Raw genomic sequence first — 19,324 nt, forward strand, 5'->3', positions numbered from 1 at the left:
TGATGAGTGAACCTTTCGAACTGGTGGTGGATGCCGAGCTGGATGCGTGTGGGCTGAACTGCCCGCTGCCGCTGCTCAAAGCCAAACTGGAACTCAATCGACTGCCTTCCGGTGCGGTGCTCAAGGTGAGTGCCACCGACGCCGGCTCGCAGCGAGATTTTCGCGCCTTTGCCCGACTGGCCGGGCACGATCTGTTGCGGGAAGAGGTGGTCGACGGCGTTTACCGTTACTGGCTGCGCAAGGCCTGAAATGCACAGGGGCCGCAAAAGCGGCCCCTGTGGCGAATCGGCATGGCTCAGCGGTGGGCCAGTGCCTGGGCCGCGGCCAGAACCTCGTCCACATGGCCGGGAACCTTGACGCCCCGCCACTCATGCTGCAGGACGCCGTTGGCATCGATGAGGAAAGTGCTGCGGTCGACGCCCAGGTATTCCTTGCCGTAGAGCTTCTTCAGCTTGATCACGTCGAACAGCTGACAAACCGCCTCGTCCTTGTCGCTGATCAGCTCGAAGGGGAACTCCTGCTTGCACTTGAAGTTCTCGTGGGACTTCAGGCTGTCGCGCGATACCCCGAAAATCAGCGTGTTGGCGGCCGCGAACTGCGCATGGGCATCACGAAAGCCCTGGCCTTCGGTGGTGCAGCCCGGTGTGCTGTCCTTGGGGTAGAAATAGATCACGACCTGCTGGCCCTTGAGGGCAGACAGCTGGATGCTCTGGCCGCTGGTGGCGGGTGCAGTGAAGTCCGGTACGGCCTGGCCGATGGCAACGGGCATGGGCATGGGCATGGGCATGGGCAATTCTCCTGCTTTACGGGTTTTGTGGGCGCCACGGCTCGATCAGAGCGTCGAGGTTCATGGCGTCGGCAAAGTCGAGGAACTGGTCGCGCAGCCAACTGATCTGGGTGCCGGCCGGCAGGGTCACGGTGATGTTGGCGTTGAGCATGGTGGTGCCGGTATGCGGTGCCAGATAGGTATCGCAGGTCAGGCTTTCCAGCTCGAGGTGGTGGTCGGTGAAGAACTGGCACAGCTCGCTGATGATGTCCGGGCGATAGGCGGCGCTGACATAAACCACATAGGGCAGCGCCTGTGGGCGACTGGTGGCATTGGCGCTGCGGGTGACATTGATGCTCAGCTCATGGCGCTTGGCCAGGGTTGGCAGCAGGCCTTCCAGGCGTGCCAGAGCATCCCAGCTACCGGAGGCCTGTGCGGTCAGTGCGCTGAATTCGCCGTGGCGGCCCAGGCGGCTGCTGATGATGGCGCAGCGGCTTTCCTGGGCGGCCTTGTTGATAACGCTGGTGAGCTCCATGGCGTTGGCGCCGTGGGCGCTGATCAACAGAAATTGTTCACGGGGCTGGGTGGTGGACATGCCGCATTCCTAAAACGTGAGAGCGCCGGCCTGCGCCAGCAAAGGTGCAGGGTAGCGAAAAGCGCTGCCAAGGGGAATCTCGCGGCAGTGTGCCGGGCTTTCCAGATGGTAGTGGTGGCTACTCGCAAAGCAACCCGGAGCCTTGTACCATTACGCCTTTCTTTATTGCGGCAGGAGCGGTTGCATGATTGCGGGCAGTATGGTGGCGCTGGTAACGCCCATGGACGCACAGGGTCGTCTGGATTGGGACAGCCTGACCAAACTGGTGGACTTCCACCTGCAGGAAGGGACCAATGCCATTGTCGCGGTCGGCACCACCGGTGAATCCGCCACCCTGGAAGTGAGCGAGCACGTTGAGGTGATTCGCCGCGTGGTCGATCAGGTTGCCGGGCGCATCCCGGTTATCGCCGGCACCGGTGCCAACTGCACCCGTGAAGCCGTCGAGCTGACCACAGCCGCCAAAGAGGCTGGCGCCGATGCCTGCCTGCTGGTCACCCCGTACTACAACAAGCCGACTCAGGAAGGCCTGTACCAGCACTTCCGCCACATCGCCGAAGCTGTGGCCATCCCGCAGATTCTCTACAACGTACCGGGTCGTACCGTGTGCGACATGCTGCCGGAAACCGTCGAGCGTCTGGCCAAGATCGCCAATATCATCGGCATCAAGGAAGCTACCGGCGACCTGCAGCGCTGCAAGGAAGTGCTGGACCGCGTGCCGGCCGACTTCCTGGTTTATTCCGGCGACGACGCCACCGCTGTCGAGCTGATGCTGATGGGGGGCAAGGGCAATATCTCGGTGACTGCCAACGTCGCACCGCGCGCCATGAGTGAACTGTGCGTTGCTGCCATGGCCGGCGACGCGGCTACTGCCCGTGCGATCAATGACCGCCTGATGCCGCTGCACAAGACGTTGTTCATTGAATCCAATCCGATTCCTGTGAAGTGGGCCCTGCATGAGATGGGTCTGATTCCGGAAGGTATTCGTCTGCCGCTGACCTGGCTCAGCCCGCGCTGCCATGAGCCGCTGCGTCAGGCCATGCGCCAGACCGGCATCCTGGCTTAATCCGAGGAATTCACACGCATGAAGCGACTGGTCGGCCTGTCCGCACTTGCCCTTGTTGTCTCCGGAACCAGCGGTTGTGGCTGGTTGTGGGGCGAAGACGGCTATTTCCGCGATCGCGGCAACGATTACCTGGAGGCGCACGAAACGGCGCCGATGAAGATGCCGGCCAATGTCGAGGCCAAGCGTCTCGATCCGCTGCTGCCGATTCCGCGCAATGTCGGTACGGCTCAGGCCAATGCCGACTTCGAAGTGCCACGTCCGCTGCCGCTGGCCAACAGCACCGACATCAGCGATTTCAGCCTGCAGAAGAGCGGCGAGTCGCGCTGGCTGGTGGCGCAGAAGACCCCGGCTGAAGTCTGGCCGGTAGCGCGTCAGTTCTTCGAAAGCAACGGTTTCCGCATTGCTCAGGAACGTCCGCAGACCGGTGAATTCACCACCGAGTGGCAGCGTTTCGACGCGCTGTCTTCCGGCATGGCGCGTCGCCTGAGTTCGCGCGTGTCCGGTGTTGATCCCGAGGCCGAGACCCGTGTGCGTGTGCGCATCGAGCCCGGCGTAGTGCGCAACACCAGTGAAGTCTTTGTCCTCACTGCCGAGCGTCCGGCCGGTACCGTGGCGGATCTCGACTGGCCGGCACGTTCCAGCAACGCCAGCCTGGAAGCGGCGCTGCTCGATGAAATGCTCTCCAGCATGGCGCGCTCTTCCGAGCAGGGCGGCTCGGTATCGCTGCTCGCTGCTCGTGATTTCGATGCGCCAAACCGCGTCAGCATGAGCAAGGACGGCAACGGCAACCCGCAGCTGGTGCTGGGCGCCAGCTTCGATCGCGCCTGGTCGAGTGTCGGCCGCGCTCTGGAAATGGCTGATGTGCGGGTCGACGACCTCAACCGCAGCCTGGGCGTTTACTACGTCAATCTCGCTGAGAAGGCCGAGAAGAAAGGCGAGGAGCCTGGCTTCTTCAACAGCCTGTTCTCCAGCGAGCCGAGCGAGGAAGAGGTCAATGCCCGTGCCGAGCGTTATCAGGTTCGCCTGACCACCGTCGGTGACGTTGTTCAGGTGACCCTGGACAAGGACCTCAACACTGTGGCCCCGGCCGAGGATGCCGAGCGCGTCCTGCAACTGATCCAGCAGAACCTCGGTTCCTGATCCACAGCCGTCATGCCATGGCATGACGGCGGACAGCTAACCGACTAATGGGCGAAATCCTTCGGGGTTTCGCCTGTTTCGTTTGATAAAGGCGGAAATCACCATGACCACCCCCAGCAGCCTCAGCCTGAAAAAGCTCTACTCCGGCAAGGTCCGTGACCTCTACGAAATCGACGACAAGCGCATGCTGATGGTGGCCAGTGACCGCCTGTCTGCCTTCGACGTGATCCTCAATGAGCCAATCCCGGATAAGGGCAAGATCCTCACCGCGATCTCCAACTTCTGGTTCGACAAGCTCAAGGACCTGGTGCCCAACCATTTCACCGGCGACAAGGTAGAAGACGTGGTGTCGGCCGCCGAGCTGCCGCTGGTTGAAGGCCGTGCCGTGGTTGCCAAGCGTCTCCAGCCGGTGGCCGTTGAAGCCATCGTGCGTGGTTACATCGTCGGCTCCGGCTGGAAGGAATACCAGAAGAGCGGCACTGTCTGCGGCATTGCCCTGCCGGCGGGCCTGAAGGAAGCGGCCAAGCTGCCTCAGCCGATCTTCACGCCCTCGACCAAGGCTGCTGTCGGCGATCACGACGAGAACATCACCTTCGCCCAGTGCGAGGCCATCATCGGTGCCGAGCTGGCAGCCAAGGTGCGTGACACGGCGATCGCCCTGTACAGCGCGGCAGTCGAGTACGCCGCCACCCGTGGCATCATCATCGCCGACACAAAGTTCGAGTTCGGACTGGACGAAGACGGCACCCTGACCCTGATGGACGAGGCGCTGACTCCGGACTCCAGCCGTTTCTGGCCGGCTGACAGCTACGCCGAAGGCAGCAATCCGCCCAGCTTCGACAAGCAGTTCGTGCGTGATTGGCTGGAGTCCACCGGCTGGAACAAGCAGCCGCCGGCGCCTCGTGTGCCGGACGATGTGGCGCAGAAGACCGCCGACAAGTACCGTGAAGCTCTGGTTCGCCTGACTCGCTAAGGCTTCGGTCGATCTGGAGAAGGGCGCCATGGCGCCCTTTTCTTGTCCGTGTGCCGGTGCAAGCACCTGAGCAGACAAGAAAAATCCTCTCCTGGGGGTTCGCCAACGCGTTTCAAACTGCTATGATGCGCGCCGACTTGGGGGAGATGCCGGAGTGGTCGAACGGGACGGATTCGAAATCCGTTGTGTCAGCAATGGCACCTAGGGTTCGAATCCCTATCTCCCCGCCAAACTAAAAAGCCCCGTAATTCAATGAGTTACGGGGCTTTTTCTTTGGTTTTGGCATGCTCAAAATCGCCTTGGGGGCAAAAAGGGGCGTTTTGGGGGCAAAAATCGCTGCTTCCAGGCCGTTACAGGCCGCTGTAGCCCTCCCCAAAACCCATCTGCTCAGACGCTCGGGGGGCCATTCGCTTGGCATCCTTCGGGATGAACTTTCCATAGTGTTTCTTGATCATGGTGGTGTCCGCATGCCCCAGCTGCTTGGCAAGCCACTCCATGTTCACGTGGCTGGATAACGCCTGGCTGGCGAAGGTATGGCGACACTGATTGATGCCTCGGTGCCGAACCTTCGCTTTAACCAGATGCCCTTTGAACCACTTGTCTAGGTCATCAGGCTTCCAAGGTTTTCCTGTCGAGCTATCACGGAACAGGAGGGTAACCGTCTCTTGTTCGCTCGTGAGATTATCCCTCTGGGTGACCTCAATCTGCTGTACTTGGCACTTGGCGGTGTCCTTCAGGATCTGGCGCATCAGTCTGGCTGCTGGCACGATCAGTTCGACACTGCGCTCGCGGAGCTCTTCCTTGGGGACGCGGAACTCGCCCTCTACGTGAGCTCGCCTCACATGGATCAGGTTGTTGGCCAGATCGATGTCTTCCCGGGCCAGGCCTAGTAGTTCAGATCGTGATAAGCCAGTCCAGCAGTTGAAAACAACCATGCGTGCCTCAGGCATGCGTCCAGCATCAGCGAGTAAGATCTGCTTGATCTCATCCCGGGTGAACGGATCAGCTTTGCTCTTTGAGTTCGGCTTATGGTTGCTGATCTCCAGCATATGGTTGTGCGGAATCAGTTGGTTGGCTTTTGCATCAGTCCAGACACCACGCAAAATGATCAGAATGTCATTCACCGTTTTGGCAGAGAGACCTTTCTCCCCAGTTTCTGGCTTTACCAAGTGATTTCTGAATAGTTTCAGGTCTTGGATTGTTACCTGGTTGATAGGCGTTTCACCGAAATGACGAGTCACATGGCCTGCTTTGCAGCGGTAGTTGATGTATGTCGTTTTCGCTGTTTGCCCCTTCATGACTCGGAGCCATTCCCTTACGCCGTCAGCCACCGTCAGCGTCTTTGGTGTCTGCGCACCAGTGCTAGCCATGGGGGGTGGTGTTGAGGGTGGCGTGGGAGTGGCTGGGGTGGATGTAGCAGCGTTCACCCGACTGCTCAGTTTAGTTGATTCGGGGAAACGCCTTTCATAGTCAAAAATCCCCTGCTCTATTTCTTCGACCACCAGAGCTCGCATCTTGCCGGCATAGTCGATGGTCTTCTGGTTGACCGGCATGTCTTTGAACACTTCGCGCTCTCGCTTGCCGTTCAGCGTGAAGCTGATGCGCACCTTGCCGCTGTGGATTTCTACCCCTTTGGGCATCACAAATTTCATACAGCACCTGCCATCCATCGTTCGATGGCTTCTCGGTTGTAGACGATCCGGTTAGCCGGGTCTCTGTTCCAGTGCTGGCCCTCATGCCATTGGTATGTTGATCGGTATTTCCTGGCCGCTTCGGGGCTAATCCCGAAGATGGGGAAAAGCAGTTCCTGCCTGACCCATTTTGCGGGCTGGACTACGATCAGCTCCTTGGTTCTTCTGGCTCGTATTGGTGTGGGTTTAGATGGTTCTGATAGTGGTTCCATAATGCACCTCTGCTGTTAATAAAAATGCAACTGCTATTATTTTAGGCAAAAAAAGGGCGCTTAGGTCATCTCCTAGCGCGAGGCCGCCTCACCATTCCGCTGACAACGCCAACAATCCGCATGTTTTCTTCAAGCTTAAGCATTCTGTCGGGATAGCTTGGATTGAGGATTTCAATGTATTGGTTGTTGAAGTTATGCCGCAGTCGCCCGAATCCTGGTCCTCCGTGAGGGTTCAGGATCACGATGTCATCGCCATTGCATGCGGTTAACTGGGGGTCGATCAGGATCAGGTCATTCTCTCGATACTCGGGTTCCATCACGTCTGTGGGTACCCTCATCCAGAAGGCAAGCTCGCTGTGGCTGAATGGGCTGTTAAAGAATCCTCTCTTGAGATGGCTCATGTGGGCACTTTCCGGGCTCGATAGAGCTTCGTCATGCCAGTCAATGATGGGTAGGAGCCTCAGTCGGTTATGCGCTTCTGCTGAGTTGTGTGGAGTTGGCTCCGCCTGCATGTTGACGAATCGCTGCAGCATTTTTTCTAGCTGCTGCTCCTTACTGAGTACCCCCATGTCGTAGCGTAAAGCGTCCCCTTTAGCCTCCTCTAGGTTTCCTCCATGCAACAGCCACTCGGGGGTTACATGTAGTGCTTTCGCTAGCTCAAGTATGCGCTTGGTGCCTTTGTTCCTTCCGGTTTCAAGGTTGCCTACGGTTGCCTGTGAAAGGCCTGCTTTTGCGGCGAGTTGTGCTTGCGTTAGTCCGCATTGCTCGCGGCGGATGATCAGGCGAGATGCCAAGCTGGATTGCTTTACGGCTAGTACAGATTCTTGGGCAGGATCTTCTGGAATTTGTGTTGGCACAGGACCTTCGCCGTTGATCAACCATTCAACGGGTACCTGTAATGCACTTGCGAGCTCAAGAGCTCGCTTAGGTACTTTGGTCGAACCACTTTCAAGCAGTGCGATGCTCGACTGGCTTATTCCAGCAAGCTTTGCTAGCTCTGACTGCGTCAGGCTCAATGACTTGCGCGCAAAGGCTATGCGGCCGCTTATGGTTTTTAGGTCGAAAGGGTTCATGGAAAGATTCCTCTAAGGATTGATCCATGATGATTGCGATCTAAAGCTTTGTCAATATATGCTATTAATAAATATTGCTTGAGGGGTTGATTCGTCTGATCGGGCGCGTTTGAGTTGGCGACCAGCGCAGCTGCAGCGAGGTAGCAAGAAAGCCAGTCAAGTGGCCGCATTTTTTGCCGGCGTGGAGCGTAGGATTTTCAGTCCTAAGGTCAGAGTTGCATGCGAGTGGTAGCAGTTGTTTGAAGTGATTCTTTCTGAGGGGGGCTGCCGGCCAAAAGCAGTCGTACCGACATCGCTTCACCCGAGTTGAGCATGCACAGTAGCGATCGAATGCAGTCACTAAATCAGGTCTGCATGGAGACTATCCATTTCGTCGACTGCCTTACGTCCTCTTCAACTCTATAAGGCAGTGATGCTTTTCCGCTCTGAAGGATTTACTGCTAAAAGAAGTGATCCACATCATTCCTCCTGCAGAACGTTGCCTAGGCATGATTTTGATCATTTCCGATGAGGTATCTGACTTCACAATTCAATCTCATTTCGTCCCTGGAGCAACCTGTGCATCCCTTGGTTGGATTTGGAGATTGTTCAGCGCTGATACTCTGCGGTGGCCAGGGCAGTCGCATGGGCGGGCGTGACAAGGGACTGATCGAGTGGCAGGGTCGACCTATGGTGAGCTGGTTGAGTCGCCTAGTGCGGCCGTTGACCGACGAGCTACTGATTTCCTGCAATCGCAATGTTGAGCGTTATGCGCCCTTTGCCGATCGTCTCTTGCGCGATGAGCATGCAGATTTTTCCGGGCCACTGGCCGGAATCCGCGAAGGCCTCAGGGGCATGCGTCATGGCTGGTTGCTGGTGGTGCCCTGTGATCTGCCGAATCTGGACCGCACGCTGCTTGATTCGCTCTGGCAGAAGGCACAGGTCAGTTCCGGCCGGCCGGTCATGCTGCGCCAGGGGGTGCACTGGCAACCGCTGGTGAGTCTTTTGCCACGCACGGCGTTGTCACTGCTTGAGCAGGCCTGGAGCGATGGCGAGCGCAGCCCTCGTGAGCTGCTGTTAAGGTTGGACGCTGTGGCGCTGGACTGTGCGGGCGATGACCCGCGTCTGCTGAATATCAATACACCGCACTTGTTGCATCAATCGCCGGTTGCGCTGCCCAGCCAGGGTAGGCGGCTGCCGGTCAGGGAGCTGACATGCTGATCGTCGACAAGCGCACTGCGCTGGCCATTCCTCCCTTGCTGCGTCTGGGGTTTCGCCCGTTCTTCTTGCTCGGCAGCCTACTCGCAGCGCTGGCGTTACCACTATGGATTTTCGCCTGGCTGGCTGGCTGGCACAGCCTGCAGCCTCAGGGTGGGTGGCTGGCCTGGCACCGTCACGAGATGGCGTTCGGTTTTGCCGGCGCGATCATTGCCGGTTTTCTGCTCACGGCCGTGCAGAACTGGACCGGTCGTCCTGGGCTCAGTGGACGGCCGCTGGGCGGTCTGGTCGTGCTCTGGCTGTTGGCCCGAACCGCCTGGTGGCAACCCTGGGCGCCGCTGTTGTTGCTGAGCAACCTGGCGTTCTTTGCTGCTGTAGCGGTGGTCATGGCCCGCCAGCTTTGGGCGGTGCGGCAGGTACGTAACTACCCAGTCGTCGGCGTGTTGTTGCTGCTGGGCCTTGTCGATGGCCTGAGTCTGGTTGGCGTGCAGCTGCGGGATGACGGCCTACAGCGCCAGGGCGTCCTGGCGGCGGTATGGCTGGTGGCGGCGATGATGGGGCTGATCGGCGGGCGGGTAATTCCGTTCTTCACCCAGCGCGGCCTCGGCCGGGTGCAGCAGGTGCCGGCCTGGGAATGGCTGGACCAGAGCCTTTTGCTCGGCAGCGTACTGATTGCCCTGCTGCATGCGGCAGGTCTGGCGCTGCGCCCCGGCCTGCTACTGGCGGTACTGTTTGCCCTTCTGGCGCTGGGCCATGGCATTCGTCTTGTGCGCTGGTTCGACAAGGGCCTGCTGCGGGTACCGCTGCTGTGGTCGCTGCACCTGGCCTATGGCTGGCTGGTGCTGGCCTGTGCCGGTATGGCGCTGTGGCATCTGGGTCTGCTCGATACGCCGAGCCCGGCGCTGCACGCGCTTACCGTCGGCGCCATGGGCGGGTTGATTCTCGGCATGCTGGCGCGGGTGTCGCTGGGTCACACCGGCCGGCCACTGGAGCTCCCGCAAGGCTTTGCCCTGGCCTTCGTGCTGCTTAATGTGGCTGCCATACTGCGCGTGTTCGGCGTCGGCATTCATTACTCGCTGGCCCTGTGGCTGGCGGCGGCTCTGTGGACGGCCGCCTTCGCCCTCTATCTGTACCGCTACGGGCCGATGCTGTGTCGCCCCCGTGCCGACGGTCATCCAGGTTGATGACTATTAAGAACGACTGTCGACCTAGCTGATGGCCCGGGCGGCGGGTTGTGTCGACCTGCCTTGATGGCGGTCAAGTTGCGAGGTGGCTGATGGGGGCGCATCAGCGCGACGCAACATGCTTCTAGCCCTGGTCTGCAAGGCATAGCTTGATCTCATCTCAACCGAGAGGAGCCGATCATGAACTTTGCCTACAGCCCGCGCGTGGAAGCCTTGCGTCAACAGCTCAACGATTTCATGGAACGCTACATCGTGCCACGTATCGGCCAGTGGCACCGAGAGGTGCAGGCCGGCCAGTATCCGGTGTCGTTCATGGGTGACCTCAAGGCGCTGGCACGCAGCGAAGGGTTATGGAACCTGTTCCTTCCTGCACTGGGCGAGGATGAGCCTGGCACGCGCCTGAGCAACCTCGAGTACGCCCCGCTGGCGGAGATCATGGGCCGAGTGGGCTGGGCCTCCGAAGTGTTCAATTGCAACGCCCCGGATACCGGCAACATGGAGCTGTTGCACCTGTTCGCCACCGAACAGCAGCGCGAGCAATGGCTGGTGCCGCTGCTGGCCGGGGAGATCCGCTCGGCCTTTGCCATGACCGAGCCGGATGTGCCGTCCTCCGACGCCAGCAATATCCAGACGCTGATCCAGCGCGACGGAGATCACTATGTGCTGAACGGGCGCAAATGGTTTATCACCAATGCCTCGCACCCCAACTGCAAGCTGTTGATCGTCATGGGCAAGAGCGATCCGCAGGGCGAGGCGCATCGTCAGCAGAGCATGGTCTTGGTGCCGTTCGACACGCCGGGCGTCGAGCTGCTGCGTAATATCCCGGTGCTCAACCATGTCTCGCCCGAGGGTCACAGCGAGTTGCTACTGCGCAATGTACGGGTGCCAGTGAGCTACCTGATAGGGCGCGAAGGCGATGGCTTCATGATGGCCCAGGCACGCCTGGGGCCAGGGCGCATCCATCACTGCATGCGCGCCATCGGCATGGCCGAACTGGCGCTCCAACTGATGCTGGAGCGCTGCCAGGAGCGCAAGGTGTTCGGCCGTTACCTCAGTCAGTACGCCAACCTCGGCGACCGTATCGCCGAGTCGCGGATTGCCATCGAGCAGGCGCGCCTGCTGGTGCTCAAGACTGCCTGGATGATCGATACGGTCGGGGCCAAGGCCGCCGCCCGGGAAATCGCCATGATCAAAGCGCTGGTGCCGCGCATGCAGGCCGAGGTGGTCGACCGGGCCATGCAGGCCTTCGGCGCCATGGGGCTGACCCCGGACACACCGCTGGCCGACCTGTATACGGTGGCGCGCGCCCTGCGTTTTGCAGATGGCCCGGACGAGGTGCACCTGCGCAGCGTGGCGCGGCTGGAGCTGGCAGCAAGCCAGGAGCGTCGTGGGGGCACGGCGGCCTGGCTGAAACCGCCGCACTGATGCGATTACCGCGCGGGGTGGCCAGGCAACACTGGCCGCCCCAATGTCGCGGCGGCGGGATTACTGGCGCAGGAAGAGGATGTTGTTTTCTAGGTGGATGTGCTCCATGAGGTCGTCATGCAGTTCCTCCAGCCCGCGGTACAGCGCACGCCAGGTGTTGCAGGCATGTTCTGGCAGCTGCAGGCCGTGGCTCAGCTCCAGCAGACGCTCTAGGGCATCGCCATGCTGATCGTGCTCGTAGCGCATCACCGAGATCGGTCCGTCGGCCATGGCGCCATAACCCTGTTCGAGCATGGGGAACAACACCTGTTCCTCTTTCTGCATATGGTTGTCCAGCTCTTCGCCGAGCACCGTGAGAAAATCGCCCAGACCACGCGGGCAGGCGGGGTTGGCGCCATGCACCTGCTCCACGCGGTCGGCCAGACGCGTCAGTTCTTCCAGCTGCTGGCGGTGACGGGCGTGATAGCGGGTAAGGATATGGGCGATCAGCGCCGCAGTCGGCTGCTCGTTCCAGTCGGTGTCCTGGCTCGGCTGCCGGCTGATTTCGGCCAGGCGCTCGGCCAGTTGCTCGGCATCCAGGCCGCGCACGCTGGCGGCGTGGCGCAGGCTCTGATCGCCGCCGCAGCAGAAATCCAGACGATGATCGCGGAACAGACGCGTGGCGCCGGGAATCTGGCTGGCCAACTGGCCCAGGGTTTGATCGACAAGTGGGGTGGTCATGCGGCAATCCTCGGTAGTAAAGACTTGCCCACCATCCTAGGCAGCACTACCCGACGCTCCTTGATGACAATCAAGGGCGTGGGAGCGGGCTGCGTTTAATCTGCCGGACAACGAGCGCTACGCAAGCGCCCACTCCATTTAACCCGGAGCAGAACATGCTGACTCATCTGGACAGCCAGGGCCGCGCGGCCATGGTCGATGTCACCGACAAACCGCCGACCAGCCGCGAGGCTGTGGCCGAGGCGCGTGTTCGCATGTTGCCGGCGACCCTGCGCCTGATCGTCGAGGGCGGCCACGCCAAGGGCGATGTGTTCGCCGTGGCGCGCATTGCCGGCATCCAGGCGGCGAAACAGACCCATGCGCTGATCCCCTTGTGCCATCCGCTGCTGCTCAGTCGCGTGGCGGTTGAACTCGCGGCCGAAGGCGAGGACAGCGTGCGCATCCGCGCCACCTGTCGGGTCAGCGGCCCGACTGGGGTGGAGATGGAGGCGCTGACGGCGGTCAGTGTCGCGGCCCTGACCATCTATGACATGTGCAAGGCGGTCGATCGTGGCATGTGCATCGAGAGCGTGCGCCTGCTGGAAAAATCCGGCGGCGCCTCCGGGCACTATGTTGCACCGTGACCGGCCCGGGTTGATGGCTCAGGCAAGGCTGATATTGCCGCAGGAACGGGAGGTGGACGATGAGCGAACAACCGGCCGCACGGTGGTCTGAGCCTACGGCCGCGGGCCTGCAGGATGGCGAGCTGCCGGGCCAGCCTTGGCCGTTGCTGCACTGCTGGCTGAGCGAAGCTCAGTCTGTGGTGGCGGATGAGGGCTTGGCCATGTTTCTTGCCAGCGTCGATGCCCAAGGCCGACCTCATGCCAGGATGTTGCTGCTTCGTGGGGTGGACGAGCACGGCCTGCTGTTCTTCAGCCACTACCAGAGTGCCAAGGGGCAGGAGTTCGCCGGCAACCCGTATGCTGCGGCGGTATTCCACTGGCCGGCGCTGCAACGCCAGCTGCGAATCGAAGGCGTGGTTGAACGCCTCGGCGCATTGCAGTCGGACCAGTATTACCAGACGCGGCCGCGGGCCAGTCGGCTGGGGGCCTGGGCCAGCGAGCAGAGTCAGGTGCTCAGCGGGCGTGGCGAGCTGGAGGCGCAGTTCGCCCTGTGCAAATACCGCTTTCTCGATCGCGAACCACCACGGCCGGCAAACTGGGGTGGTTACCGCCTGCTGCCGCAGCGTATGGAATTCTGGCAGGCGCGCCCGGCGCGCCTGCATGACCGTCATAACTACCGATTGCAGGATGGCCAGTGGCTGCGCGAGCGACTGGCGCCCTGACGAGGAATGAGCCGATGATTCGTATCAGTTATTTCGCCCGCTACCGCGAGCATCTGGGCCTGAGCGGCGAGCAGCTGGAGTGGCAGCCGTCGCTAACCAGCATCGAGACGCTGCGCCAGTTGTTGCTGGAGCGCGGCGGGGCCTGGCAGGTGCTGGCCGAGGGCAACCTGATGTGCGCGCGCAATCAGGAACTGGTCAGTCCGGCCGAACCGCTGGCCGATGGCGACGAGATCGCCTTCTTCCCGCCAGTGACCGGAGGCTGAGATGGCGGTGCAGGTGCAGACCGCAGGCTTCGATCCGGGGCAGCTTCTCAATGCGCTGCATCAGGCCGACGCCGGTGTCGGCGCGGTGGTCAGCTTCGTCGGCTACATGCGCGACTTCAACGACGGTCAGGCGGTGGCACGGATGTTCCTCGAACACTATCCGGGCATGACCGAGAAGGCCCTGCAGGCCATCGAGGCGCAGGCGCGCGAGCGCTGGCCGCTGCTGCATGTACACATCCTGCACCGGGTCGGTGATCTGGCGCCGGGCGAGCCGATCGTTTTCGTCGGGGTCAGCAGCGCCCATCGCCAGGCAGCGTTCAGCGCCTGCGACTTCATCATGGACTACCTCAAGACCCGGGCGCCGCTGTGGAAAAAGGAGCAGGGCGCTAACGGTGCGCACTGGGTAGATGGTCGCGACAGCGACCAGCAGGCTGCGGCGCGCTGGTAGTCGCTGCCGGCGGAGATACCTCCAACGGGGAATGGGCGCAGGCGCCGCTTGGGTGCAGGCTGCAGGCAATTAATCTGTGGAGATTGCCGTCATGGCCCACCTTGCTTCCAGCCAGTTCCAGGCACTGCGCATCGCCGTGCTCACCATCAGCGATACCCGAACACTGGAAACCGACACCTCCGGCCAGGTGCTGATCGATGGCCTGACCGCCGCCGGACACCAGTTGTACGAGCGGGCCATCGTCATCGACGACATCTGGCAGATCCGGGCCCGCGTCAGCCAGTGGATCGCCGATTCCAAGGTTCAAGTGGTGCTGCTCACCGGCGGTACCGGCTTCACTGCACGGGACAACACGCCGCAGGCGGTGGCGCCGCTGCTGGACAAGCAGGTCGATGGCTTTGGCGAGCTGTTCCGCCAGGTCTCGGTGGCCGAGATCGGCACCTCCAGCCTGCAGTCACGGGCGCTGGCCGGCATCAGCAATGGCACCCTAGTGTGCTGCATGCCCGGCTCGCCGAATGCCTGCCGCACGGCCTGGAGCAAGATCCTGCTGGAGCAGCTCGACAGCCGCACCAAACCCTGCAACTTCGTGCCGCACCTCAAACGTCTTGATACCGAGGCCGCCGCCTGCTGCGGTAGCCGCTCATGAGTGTCGCCTGCGGGTGTGACAGTCACGGCCTGCGCCCGGTCGACGAGGCCATCGGCGAGCTGCTCAGTCAGCTGCCGCCGACCCTGCCGGTCGAAGCCGTGCCGCTGGCCGAGGGGTTGGGGCGGGTGCTGGCCGAGCCGATCAGCAGCCCCTTTGCCGTGCCGCAGTGGCACAACAGCGCGATGGATGGCTACACCCTGCGCGCTGCCGACCTGCCGGCGGAGGGGGGCTGGTTGCCGCTGGGTGGGCGGATTGCCGCTGGCGATGCGGCGCAGGAACGTCTTGCCGCCGGCCAGGCGCTGCGCATCTTTACCGGCGCGCCACTGCCGCCGGGCGCCGACACGGTGGTGGCCCAGGAGGATTGCCGGGTGGCTGACGGCCAGGTGTGGCTGCCCCCGGTTCGGGGTGGTGAGCATGTACGCCGCCAAGGCGAGGAGCTGGCCGCCGGCACTGAGGTGCTGGCCGTCGGCAAGCGCCTGCGTGCCCAGGAACTGGGACTGCTGGCCAGCCTCGGCGTGGCCCGTGTGGTGGTTTACCGTCGCCTGCGCGTCGGCCTGCTGAGCAGCGGGGACGAGCTGCGTGAGCCGGGCGAGCCGCTGCAGCCGGGGCAGATCTACAACGCCAACCGCTACAGCCTGCTCGGCGTGCTGCACAGCCTGGGCCTGGAGGTGCGCGACTACGCCACGGTGGCCGATGACCTAGCCGCCACGCGGGACCTGCTCAGCCAGGCAGCGGGCGAGTGCGATGTGCTGCTGAGCACCGGTGGCGTGTCAGTGGGCGAGGAGGATCACCTCAAGCAGGCGATCAGCGAACTCGGCGCGCTGCAGCTCTGGCGCCTGGCCATCCAGCCGGGAAAACCGCTGGCCTTTGGCCGGGTGGGCCGCACGCCCTGGCTCGGTCTGCCGGGTAATCCGGCGGCGGCGCTGATCACCGCCCTGGTGGTGGCGCGGCCCTACCTGCTGCGCGTCCAGGGCTGTGTCGACGTGCTGCCTCAGGCCCTGCGCCTGCCGGCCGGTTTCAGCTGGAACAAGGCCAACGGACGTCGCCAGTACCTGCGCGCACGCCTGCAGTACCAGGGCGGCGAGCTACGCGTCTGCCTGCATCCACAGCAGGGCTCGGCCATGCTCACCTCGGCCTGCTGGGCCGATGGCTTGGCGCTTGTTGAGTGCGGGCAGACCCTGGCCGAAGGCGCGGCGATAGATTACCTGCCCTTCAGTCAATTGCTCTGTTAGGGGGGGAGATGGGCAACCTTGATTGCCATCATGGCCCTTACCGGGCCTGCGCCTAAAGTGGCCGACACCGATCAGCGGGGGAGCAAAACCCATGCAACTGGTATGTCCAGCAGGCAGTCTGCCTGCGCTCAAGGCCGCCGTACGCGAGGGCGCTGACGCCATCTACGTCGGCTTTCGCGATGACACCAATGCCCGGCATTTCGCCGGCCTCAACCTTGACGAGCAGCAGCTCGATAGCGGTCTGCAACTGATCCGCCAGCACGGGCGCAAGCTCTATGTGGCGGTTAACACCTACGCCCAGCCAGGTGGCTGGCAGCGCTGGCAGCGGGCGGTGGATCGCGCCGCCGACCTTGGCGTGGATGCGCTGATTGCCGCCGACCCCGGCGTGCTGGCCTACGCCAGCCAGCGCCACCCGGATCTCAACCTGCACCTCTCGGTGCAGGGGTCGGCGACCAACGCTGCGGCGCTGAGCTTCTACCAACAGCGCTACAACATCCGCCGCGCGGTGCTGCCGCGAGTGCTGTCGCTGGCCCAGGTACGCGTGCTGGCGGAAAAGACCACGGTGGCGCTGGAGGTCTTCGCCTTCGGCAGCCTGTGCATCATGGCCGAAGGCCGCTGCCATCTGTCGTCCTACCTCACCGGCGAGTCGCCTAACCTCTGTGGCGTGTGCTCGCCGGCCAAGGCGGTGCGCTGGCAGGAAGAGGCCGATGGCCTGAGTGCGCGCCTCAATGGCGTTTTGATCGACCGCTATGGGCTTGGCGAGTCGGCCGGATACCCAACTCTGTGCAAGGGCCGTTTTATGGTCAATGGCCAGCGCTTCCATGCCCTGGAGGAGCCGACCAGCCTGAATACCCTCGACCTGATCCCGCAGCTGGCCGAAATCGGCATACGCGCGGTGAAGATCGAGGGCCGCCAGCGCAGCCCGGCTTATGTCGAGCAGGTCACCCGGGTCTGGCGCGCCGCCCTCGACAGCCACGCCCGCGCGCCGCAGCAGTTTGTCGTGCGGCCGGACTGGAACGCCGCGCTGCAGAGCGTTTCCGAAGGCAGCCAGACCACCCTGGGCGCCTATCACCGGGCCTGGCAATGAACGCGAGGAGAAGCCAATGAAACTGTCCCTGGGGCCTGTGCTGTTCTACTGGCCGCGTGACCAATTGCTGGACTTCTACGCCGAGATGGCAGGCCAGCCGCTGGATGTCATCTACCTGGGCGAAACCGTGTGCTCGAAGCGCCGCGGCATGCGCCTCACCGACTGGTTAGGGCTGGCCCGCGAGCTGCGCGAATGCACCAGGGCCGAGCTGGTGTTGTCGAGTCTGGCGCTGGTGGAGGCGAGCAGTGAACTGTCCAGTCTCACGCGCCTGTGCGACAACGGCGAACTGCTGGTCGAGGCCAGCGACATGGGTGCGGTGCAGCTACTGAGCGCGCGCCGTTTGCCCTTTGTCGCCGGGCCGGCGCTGAACCTGTACAACGGCCACGCCCTGGCCGAACTGCAGCGCTGCGGTCTGCAGCGCTGGGTGCCGCCGGTGGAGTGCTCTGGCGCACTGCTGCGCGACTGCCTGGCGCAGCTGGACAGCCTCGGCCTAGCGCGTCCCGAAATCGAGCTTTTCGCCTATGGCCACCTGCCGTTGGCCTATTCGGCGCGTTGTTTTACCGCGCGGGCTGAGAACCGGCCGAAAGACGACTGCCAGTTCTGCTGTATCAATTACCCCGAGGGTATCGCGCTGCACAGTCAGGAAGGCGAGGCACTGTTCACCCTCAACGGTATCCAGACCCTCTCGGCCAAGGTCAGTAACCTGTTGGGTGATTACCCCGAACTGCAGCGCAGCGGTATCGACCTGTTGCGCCTGAGTCCACGGGCGCAGGGCATGAGCGAGGTGATCGCGGCATATCGTGCGGTCATCGATGGCGCGTTGCCGCCGCTTGCCGTGGATGGCTGTAACGGCTACTGGCATGGCCGCCCCGGCATGCTCAGCGCAGAGGAGGCGGGACTATGCTGACATTGAGCCAAGCTCTGCTGCGCCTCAGTGAACCTTTGCTGCCACGCGCCCGATATCTTCCATTCGCTGTACAACAGCAGTTATTGCAGTACCTGACAGGGCGTCTCTTTGCGGCCCCGCTTGCCAGCGGTTCATTCGATCTCTTGTGTGGACGTTGGCTCCGCTTGCAGATCAGCGATCTGAATCTGAGCTGGTGTCTGACACGGGCTGGCGGCGGGCTCAAGGTTATGCGTGAGGCACCGACAGATGTGACCATTCGAGGTAACTGGCGTGAGTTCCTTTTGCTGGCCAGCCGCCTGGAAGACCCCGATACCCTGTTCTTTCGTCGTCGGCTGGTGATCGAAGGGGATACTGAGCTGGGACTTGCACTGAAGAACCTGATCGACAGCCTCGATCCGGACGATCTACCGCCGCGCCTGTGGCAACTGCTTGGCGAGCTGGGTGCGCAGGTGAAGTCTGAGCAGATACGGGGCTGCTGAGTCATTTGCCTGGTTGTGCTGACAGAGAAAACGAAGCGCTGGCAAAGACCGGCGACCTGAGTGATGACCGTGAATGGGCTGGGGCTATGTAACAGATGGAGACTTGACCATGTTCGATGTCATCACTGATCTGATTCAGCGCAGCCTGCGCATGCTTGGCTTTCGCAGCATCAATGCGCAGTTCTTTTTTTCCTATCTGCTGATCTTCTGCTGCGCGGCGCTGACTGCGGCGGTGCTGTTCCTCTCCGTTCGTGATGCTACCCAGCTGGATATGGCTGGTGCCCAGCGCATGCTCAGTCAGAAGATGGCCAAGGAAAGCATCCTGGTGGCGCAGAAAGTACTGCCCATGAGCCAGCTTGAGCAGACCGTGCAGCGCTTTGAGAATAGTCATCGCCTGCTGCTCAAGGGCGATGCCGGGCAGAAGATCCAGCCACTGAAACTGGCCAGTGCGCGCCGGCAGTTGGAGGTTGTTGATCGTGAATGGGCACAGTACCGTCAACGGGTTATGGCGGTGGCGGGCGGCGCTGCCTCCGAGGCCGAACTGCGTGGTCTGGCGAGCGAGTCCGAGCAGATTCTCAAGGACATGAACGAGGTGGTCGGCCTGATGTCGGCCGATGCCAATAGTACTGCCGCCAGCCAGCGCTGGCTGGCTATGGGATCGACGCTGATTATTCTTTTACTGGTCGTTCTGGGCCGACTGGCCGGGATGAACTGGCTGATGGCGTCTATTGGCGCATTGCGTCACCGTCTGGAGCTAGTTAGCTCTGGGGATTTTTCGCAGCCGCTCAAGGCAAAATTCACCGACGATGAGATCGGCCAGATCACCCAGGCGTACAACCAATTGTTGATCCAGGTGGGGGAGATGATTCGTGCTGTGCGTGAGTCGGCTCAGGCGGCCG

Annotated in this window: 22 protein-coding genes, 1 tRNA gene and 1 pseudogene; 18 read left to right on the forward strand and 6 right to left on the reverse strand. The window is 62.1% G+C overall.

The features are described 5' to 3' along the window. Positions 1–2 precede the first annotated feature (2 nt). Entirely contained in the window at positions 3–248 is a 246-nt protein-coding gene (locus CK486_RS00850; protein WP_095938414.1) for a sulfurtransferase TusA family protein, read from the forward strand. A 47-nt stretch (positions 249–295) separates the two neighbouring features. On the opposite strand, the gene CK486_RS00855 is transcribed toward CK486_RS00850, so the two are convergent. Both CK486_RS00855 and CK486_RS00860 read right to left on the reverse strand, forming a co-directional pair. Beyond that, positions 296–769 carry a peroxiredoxin gene (locus CK486_RS00855; protein ID WP_095939025.1) on the reverse strand — a complete coding sequence of 158 codons (474 nt, stop codon included), beginning with the start codon at positions 767–769 and terminating at the stop codon, positions 296–298. A 34-nt stretch (positions 770–803) separates the two neighbouring features. Beyond that, a complete protein-coding gene (locus CK486_RS00860; protein WP_095938415.1) occupies positions 804–1,361 on the reverse strand; it encodes a glycine cleavage system protein R in 558 nt (185 codons plus the stop codon). A gap of 184 nt (positions 1,362–1,545) precedes the next feature. On the opposite strand from CK486_RS00860, the gene dapA reads away from it, so the two are divergent. From dapA to CK486_RS00880, 4 genes are all read left to right on the forward strand, one after another. After that, complete coding sequence (gene dapA / locus CK486_RS00865) at positions 1,546–2,424, forward strand: 4-hydroxy-tetrahydrodipicolinate synthase (protein ID WP_095938416.1); 879 nt, start codon at positions 1,546–1,548, stop codon at positions 2,422–2,424. 18 nt (positions 2,425–2,442) lie between these two features. Next, positions 2,443–3,564: an outer membrane protein assembly factor BamC gene (gene bamC / locus CK486_RS00870; protein WP_095938417.1), complete on the forward strand. Its 1,122-nt coding sequence runs from the start codon at positions 2,443–2,445 to the stop codon at positions 3,562–3,564. 103 nt (positions 3,565–3,667) lie between these two features. Continuing rightward, positions 3,668–4,537 (forward strand): phosphoribosylaminoimidazolesuccinocarboxamide synthase, encoded by an 870-nt coding sequence (locus tag CK486_RS00875; RefSeq protein ID WP_095938418.1) that lies wholly within the window; start codon positions 3,668–3,670, stop codon positions 4,535–4,537. Between the two features lie 140 nt (positions 4,538–4,677). Then, positions 4,678–4,767: transfer RNA gene (locus CK486_RS00880), tRNA-Ser, on the forward strand. A gap of 120 nt (positions 4,768–4,887) precedes the next feature. Here the strand turns inward: CK486_RS00880 and CK486_RS00885 are convergent. From CK486_RS00885 to CK486_RS00895, 3 genes are all read right to left on the reverse strand, one after another. Further along, the gene (locus CK486_RS00885; protein WP_256574333.1) at positions 4,888–6,189 is read right to left on the reverse strand and encodes an Arm DNA-binding domain-containing protein; all 1,302 of its coding nucleotides are present in this window, start codon (positions 6,187–6,189) and stop codon (positions 4,888–4,890) included. Then, a complete protein-coding gene (xisR, locus tag CK486_RS00890; RefSeq protein WP_371915471.1) occupies positions 6,186–6,380 on the reverse strand; it encodes an excisionase family protein in 195 nt (64 codons plus the stop codon). Before xisR ends, CK486_RS00885 begins: the two co-directional genes overlap by 4 nt. A 125-nt stretch (positions 6,381–6,505) precedes the next feature. Continuing rightward, positions 6,506–7,513, reverse strand: a complete 1,008-nt coding sequence (locus CK486_RS00895) for an XRE family transcriptional regulator (RefSeq protein WP_095938420.1) — start codon at positions 7,511–7,513, stop codon at positions 6,506–6,508. A gap of 507 nt (positions 7,514–8,020) precedes the next feature. On the opposite strand from CK486_RS00895, the gene mobA reads away from it, so the two are divergent. The 3 genes from mobA to CK486_RS00910 all read left to right on the forward strand — a co-directional run bounded on the left by mobA (position 8,021) and on the right by CK486_RS00910 (position 11,319). Beyond that, positions 8,021–8,713 carry a molybdenum cofactor guanylyltransferase MobA gene (gene mobA / locus CK486_RS00900; protein WP_095938421.1) on the forward strand — a complete coding sequence of 231 codons (693 nt, stop codon included), beginning with the start codon at positions 8,021–8,023 and terminating at the stop codon, positions 8,711–8,713. Further along, positions 8,707–9,894, forward strand: coding sequence for an NnrS family protein (locus CK486_RS00905; protein ID WP_095938422.1), 1,188 nt, complete (start codon positions 8,707–8,709; stop codon positions 9,892–9,894). The genes mobA and CK486_RS00905 overlap by 7 nt, the downstream gene beginning before the upstream one ends. A gap of 180 nt (positions 9,895–10,074) precedes the next feature. Beyond that, positions 10,075–11,319 carry an acyl-CoA dehydrogenase family protein gene (locus CK486_RS00910; RefSeq protein ID WP_095938423.1) on the forward strand — a complete coding sequence of 415 codons (1,245 nt, stop codon included), beginning with the start codon at positions 10,075–10,077 and terminating at the stop codon, positions 11,317–11,319. Positions 11,320–11,379: 60 nt separating this feature from the next. Here the strand turns inward: CK486_RS00910 and ytfE are convergent, their stop codons facing one another. Then, positions 11,380–12,039 carry an iron-sulfur cluster repair protein YtfE gene (ytfE, locus tag CK486_RS00915; protein WP_095938424.1) on the reverse strand — a complete coding sequence of 220 codons (660 nt, stop codon included), beginning with the start codon at positions 12,037–12,039 and terminating at the stop codon, positions 11,380–11,382. 155 nt (positions 12,040–12,194) lie between these two features. Here ytfE and moaC point away from each other — a divergent pair, with 155 nt between their 5' ends. The 10 genes and pseudogenes from moaC to CK486_RS18445 form a co-directional block, all read left to right on the forward strand. Continuing rightward, the gene (gene moaC / locus CK486_RS00920) at positions 12,195–12,662 is read left to right on the forward strand and encodes a cyclic pyranopterin monophosphate synthase MoaC (RefSeq protein ID WP_095938425.1); all 468 of its coding nucleotides are present in this window, start codon (positions 12,195–12,197) and stop codon (positions 12,660–12,662) included. Positions 12,663–12,721: 59 nt separating this feature from the next. Beyond that, positions 12,722–13,363 carry a pyridoxamine 5'-phosphate oxidase gene (gene pdxH / locus CK486_RS00925; RefSeq protein ID WP_095938426.1) on the forward strand — a complete coding sequence of 214 codons (642 nt, stop codon included), beginning with the start codon at positions 12,722–12,724 and terminating at the stop codon, positions 13,361–13,363. A 14-nt stretch (positions 13,364–13,377) separates the two neighbouring features. Further along, on the forward strand, positions 13,378–13,626 hold the full coding sequence (gene moaD, locus CK486_RS00930; RefSeq protein ID WP_095938427.1) for a molybdopterin converting factor subunit 1: 249 nt from the start codon (positions 13,378–13,380) through the stop codon (positions 13,624–13,626). A 1-nt stretch (position 13,627) separates the two neighbouring features. After that, the gene (gene moaE, locus CK486_RS00935) at positions 13,628–14,074 is read left to right on the forward strand and encodes a molybdopterin synthase catalytic subunit MoaE (RefSeq protein WP_095938428.1); all 447 of its coding nucleotides are present in this window, start codon (positions 13,628–13,630) and stop codon (positions 14,072–14,074) included. A 91-nt stretch (positions 14,075–14,165) separates the two neighbouring features. Further along, the gene (moaB, locus tag CK486_RS00940) at positions 14,166–14,720 is read left to right on the forward strand and encodes a molybdenum cofactor biosynthesis protein B (RefSeq protein ID WP_095938429.1); all 555 of its coding nucleotides are present in this window, start codon (positions 14,166–14,168) and stop codon (positions 14,718–14,720) included. Then, positions 14,717–15,952, forward strand: coding sequence for a gephyrin-like molybdotransferase Glp (gene glp, locus CK486_RS00945; protein ID WP_095938430.1), 1,236 nt, complete (start codon positions 14,717–14,719; stop codon positions 15,950–15,952). Before moaB ends, glp begins: the two co-directional genes overlap by 4 nt. 91 nt (positions 15,953–16,043) lie before the next feature. Then, positions 16,044–17,039 (forward strand): peptidase U32 family protein, encoded by a 996-nt coding sequence (locus CK486_RS00950; RefSeq protein ID WP_095938431.1) that lies wholly within the window; start codon positions 16,044–16,046, stop codon positions 17,037–17,039. A gap of 16 nt (positions 17,040–17,055) precedes the next feature. Beyond that, on the forward strand, positions 17,056–17,946 hold the full coding sequence (locus tag CK486_RS00955; protein WP_095938432.1) for a U32 family peptidase: 891 nt from the start codon (positions 17,056–17,058) through the stop codon (positions 17,944–17,946). Next, positions 17,940–18,425 carry an SCP2 domain-containing protein gene (locus tag CK486_RS00960; RefSeq protein ID WP_095938433.1) on the forward strand — a complete coding sequence of 162 codons (486 nt, stop codon included), beginning with the start codon at positions 17,940–17,942 and terminating at the stop codon, positions 18,423–18,425. Before CK486_RS00955 ends, CK486_RS00960 begins: the two co-directional genes overlap by 7 nt. Positions 18,426–18,576: 151 nt before the next feature. Next, positions 18,577–19,260 (forward strand): annotated as a pseudogene (locus CK486_RS18445) (type IV pili methyl-accepting chemotaxis transducer N-terminal domain-containing protein); the annotation flags it as partial. Between the last annotated feature and the right edge of the window lie 64 nt (positions 19,261–19,324).

It is taken from the genome of Pseudomonas sp. HAR-UPW-AIA-41, from assembly GCF_002304225.1.
Lineage (GTDB): Bacteria > Pseudomonadota > Gammaproteobacteria > Pseudomonadales > Pseudomonadaceae > Aquipseudomonas.

Excerpts from the sequence above, each read along its gene's own strand:
- CK486_RS00850 (WP_095938414.1), top strand. The coding sequence starts at position 3 with ATGAGTGAACCTTTCGAACTGGTGGTGGATGCCGAGCTGGATGCGTGT.
- CK486_RS00855 (WP_095939025.1), bottom strand. The coding sequence starts at position 769 with ATGCCCGTTGCCATCGGCCAGGCCGTACCGGACTTCACTGCACCCGCC.
- CK486_RS00860 (WP_095938415.1), bottom strand. The coding sequence starts at position 1,361 with ATGTCCACCACCCAGCCCCGTGAACAATTTCTGTTGATCAGCGCCCAC.
- dapA (WP_095938416.1), top strand. The coding sequence starts at position 1,546 with ATGATTGCGGGCAGTATGGTGGCGCTGGTAACGCCCATGGACGCACAG.
- bamC (WP_095938417.1), top strand. The coding sequence starts at position 2,443 with ATGAAGCGACTGGTCGGCCTGTCCGCACTTGCCCTTGTTGTCTCCGGA.
- CK486_RS00875 (WP_095938418.1), top strand. The coding sequence starts at position 3,668 with ATGACCACCCCCAGCAGCCTCAGCCTGAAAAAGCTCTACTCCGGCAAG.
- CK486_RS00885 (WP_256574333.1), bottom strand. The coding sequence starts at position 6,189 with ATGAAATTTGTGATGCCCAAAGGGGTAGAAATCCACAGCGGCAAGGTG.
- CK486_RS00895 (WP_095938420.1), bottom strand. The coding sequence starts at position 7,513 with ATGAACCCTTTCGACCTAAAAACCATAAGCGGCCGCATAGCCTTTGCG.
- mobA (WP_095938421.1), top strand. The coding sequence starts at position 8,021 with ATGAGGTATCTGACTTCACAATTCAATCTCATTTCGTCCCTGGAGCAA.
- CK486_RS00905 (WP_095938422.1), top strand. The coding sequence starts at position 8,707 with ATGCTGATCGTCGACAAGCGCACTGCGCTGGCCATTCCTCCCTTGCTG.
- CK486_RS00910 (WP_095938423.1), top strand. The coding sequence starts at position 10,075 with ATGAACTTTGCCTACAGCCCGCGCGTGGAAGCCTTGCGTCAACAGCTC.
- ytfE (WP_095938424.1), bottom strand. The coding sequence starts at position 12,039 with ATGACCACCCCACTTGTCGATCAAACCCTGGGCCAGTTGGCCAGCCAG.
- moaC (WP_095938425.1), top strand. The coding sequence starts at position 12,195 with ATGCTGACTCATCTGGACAGCCAGGGCCGCGCGGCCATGGTCGATGTC.
- pdxH (WP_095938426.1), top strand. The coding sequence starts at position 12,722 with ATGAGCGAACAACCGGCCGCACGGTGGTCTGAGCCTACGGCCGCGGGC.
- moaD (WP_095938427.1), top strand. The coding sequence starts at position 13,378 with ATGATTCGTATCAGTTATTTCGCCCGCTACCGCGAGCATCTGGGCCTG.
- moaE (WP_095938428.1), top strand. The coding sequence starts at position 13,628 with ATGGCGGTGCAGGTGCAGACCGCAGGCTTCGATCCGGGGCAGCTTCTC.
- moaB (WP_095938429.1), top strand. The coding sequence starts at position 14,166 with ATGGCCCACCTTGCTTCCAGCCAGTTCCAGGCACTGCGCATCGCCGTG.
- glp (WP_095938430.1), top strand. The coding sequence starts at position 14,717 with ATGAGTGTCGCCTGCGGGTGTGACAGTCACGGCCTGCGCCCGGTCGAC.
- CK486_RS00950 (WP_095938431.1), top strand. The coding sequence starts at position 16,044 with ATGCAACTGGTATGTCCAGCAGGCAGTCTGCCTGCGCTCAAGGCCGCC.
- CK486_RS00955 (WP_095938432.1), top strand. The coding sequence starts at position 17,056 with ATGAAACTGTCCCTGGGGCCTGTGCTGTTCTACTGGCCGCGTGACCAA.
- CK486_RS00960 (WP_095938433.1), top strand. The coding sequence starts at position 17,940 with ATGCTGACATTGAGCCAAGCTCTGCTGCGCCTCAGTGAACCTTTGCTG.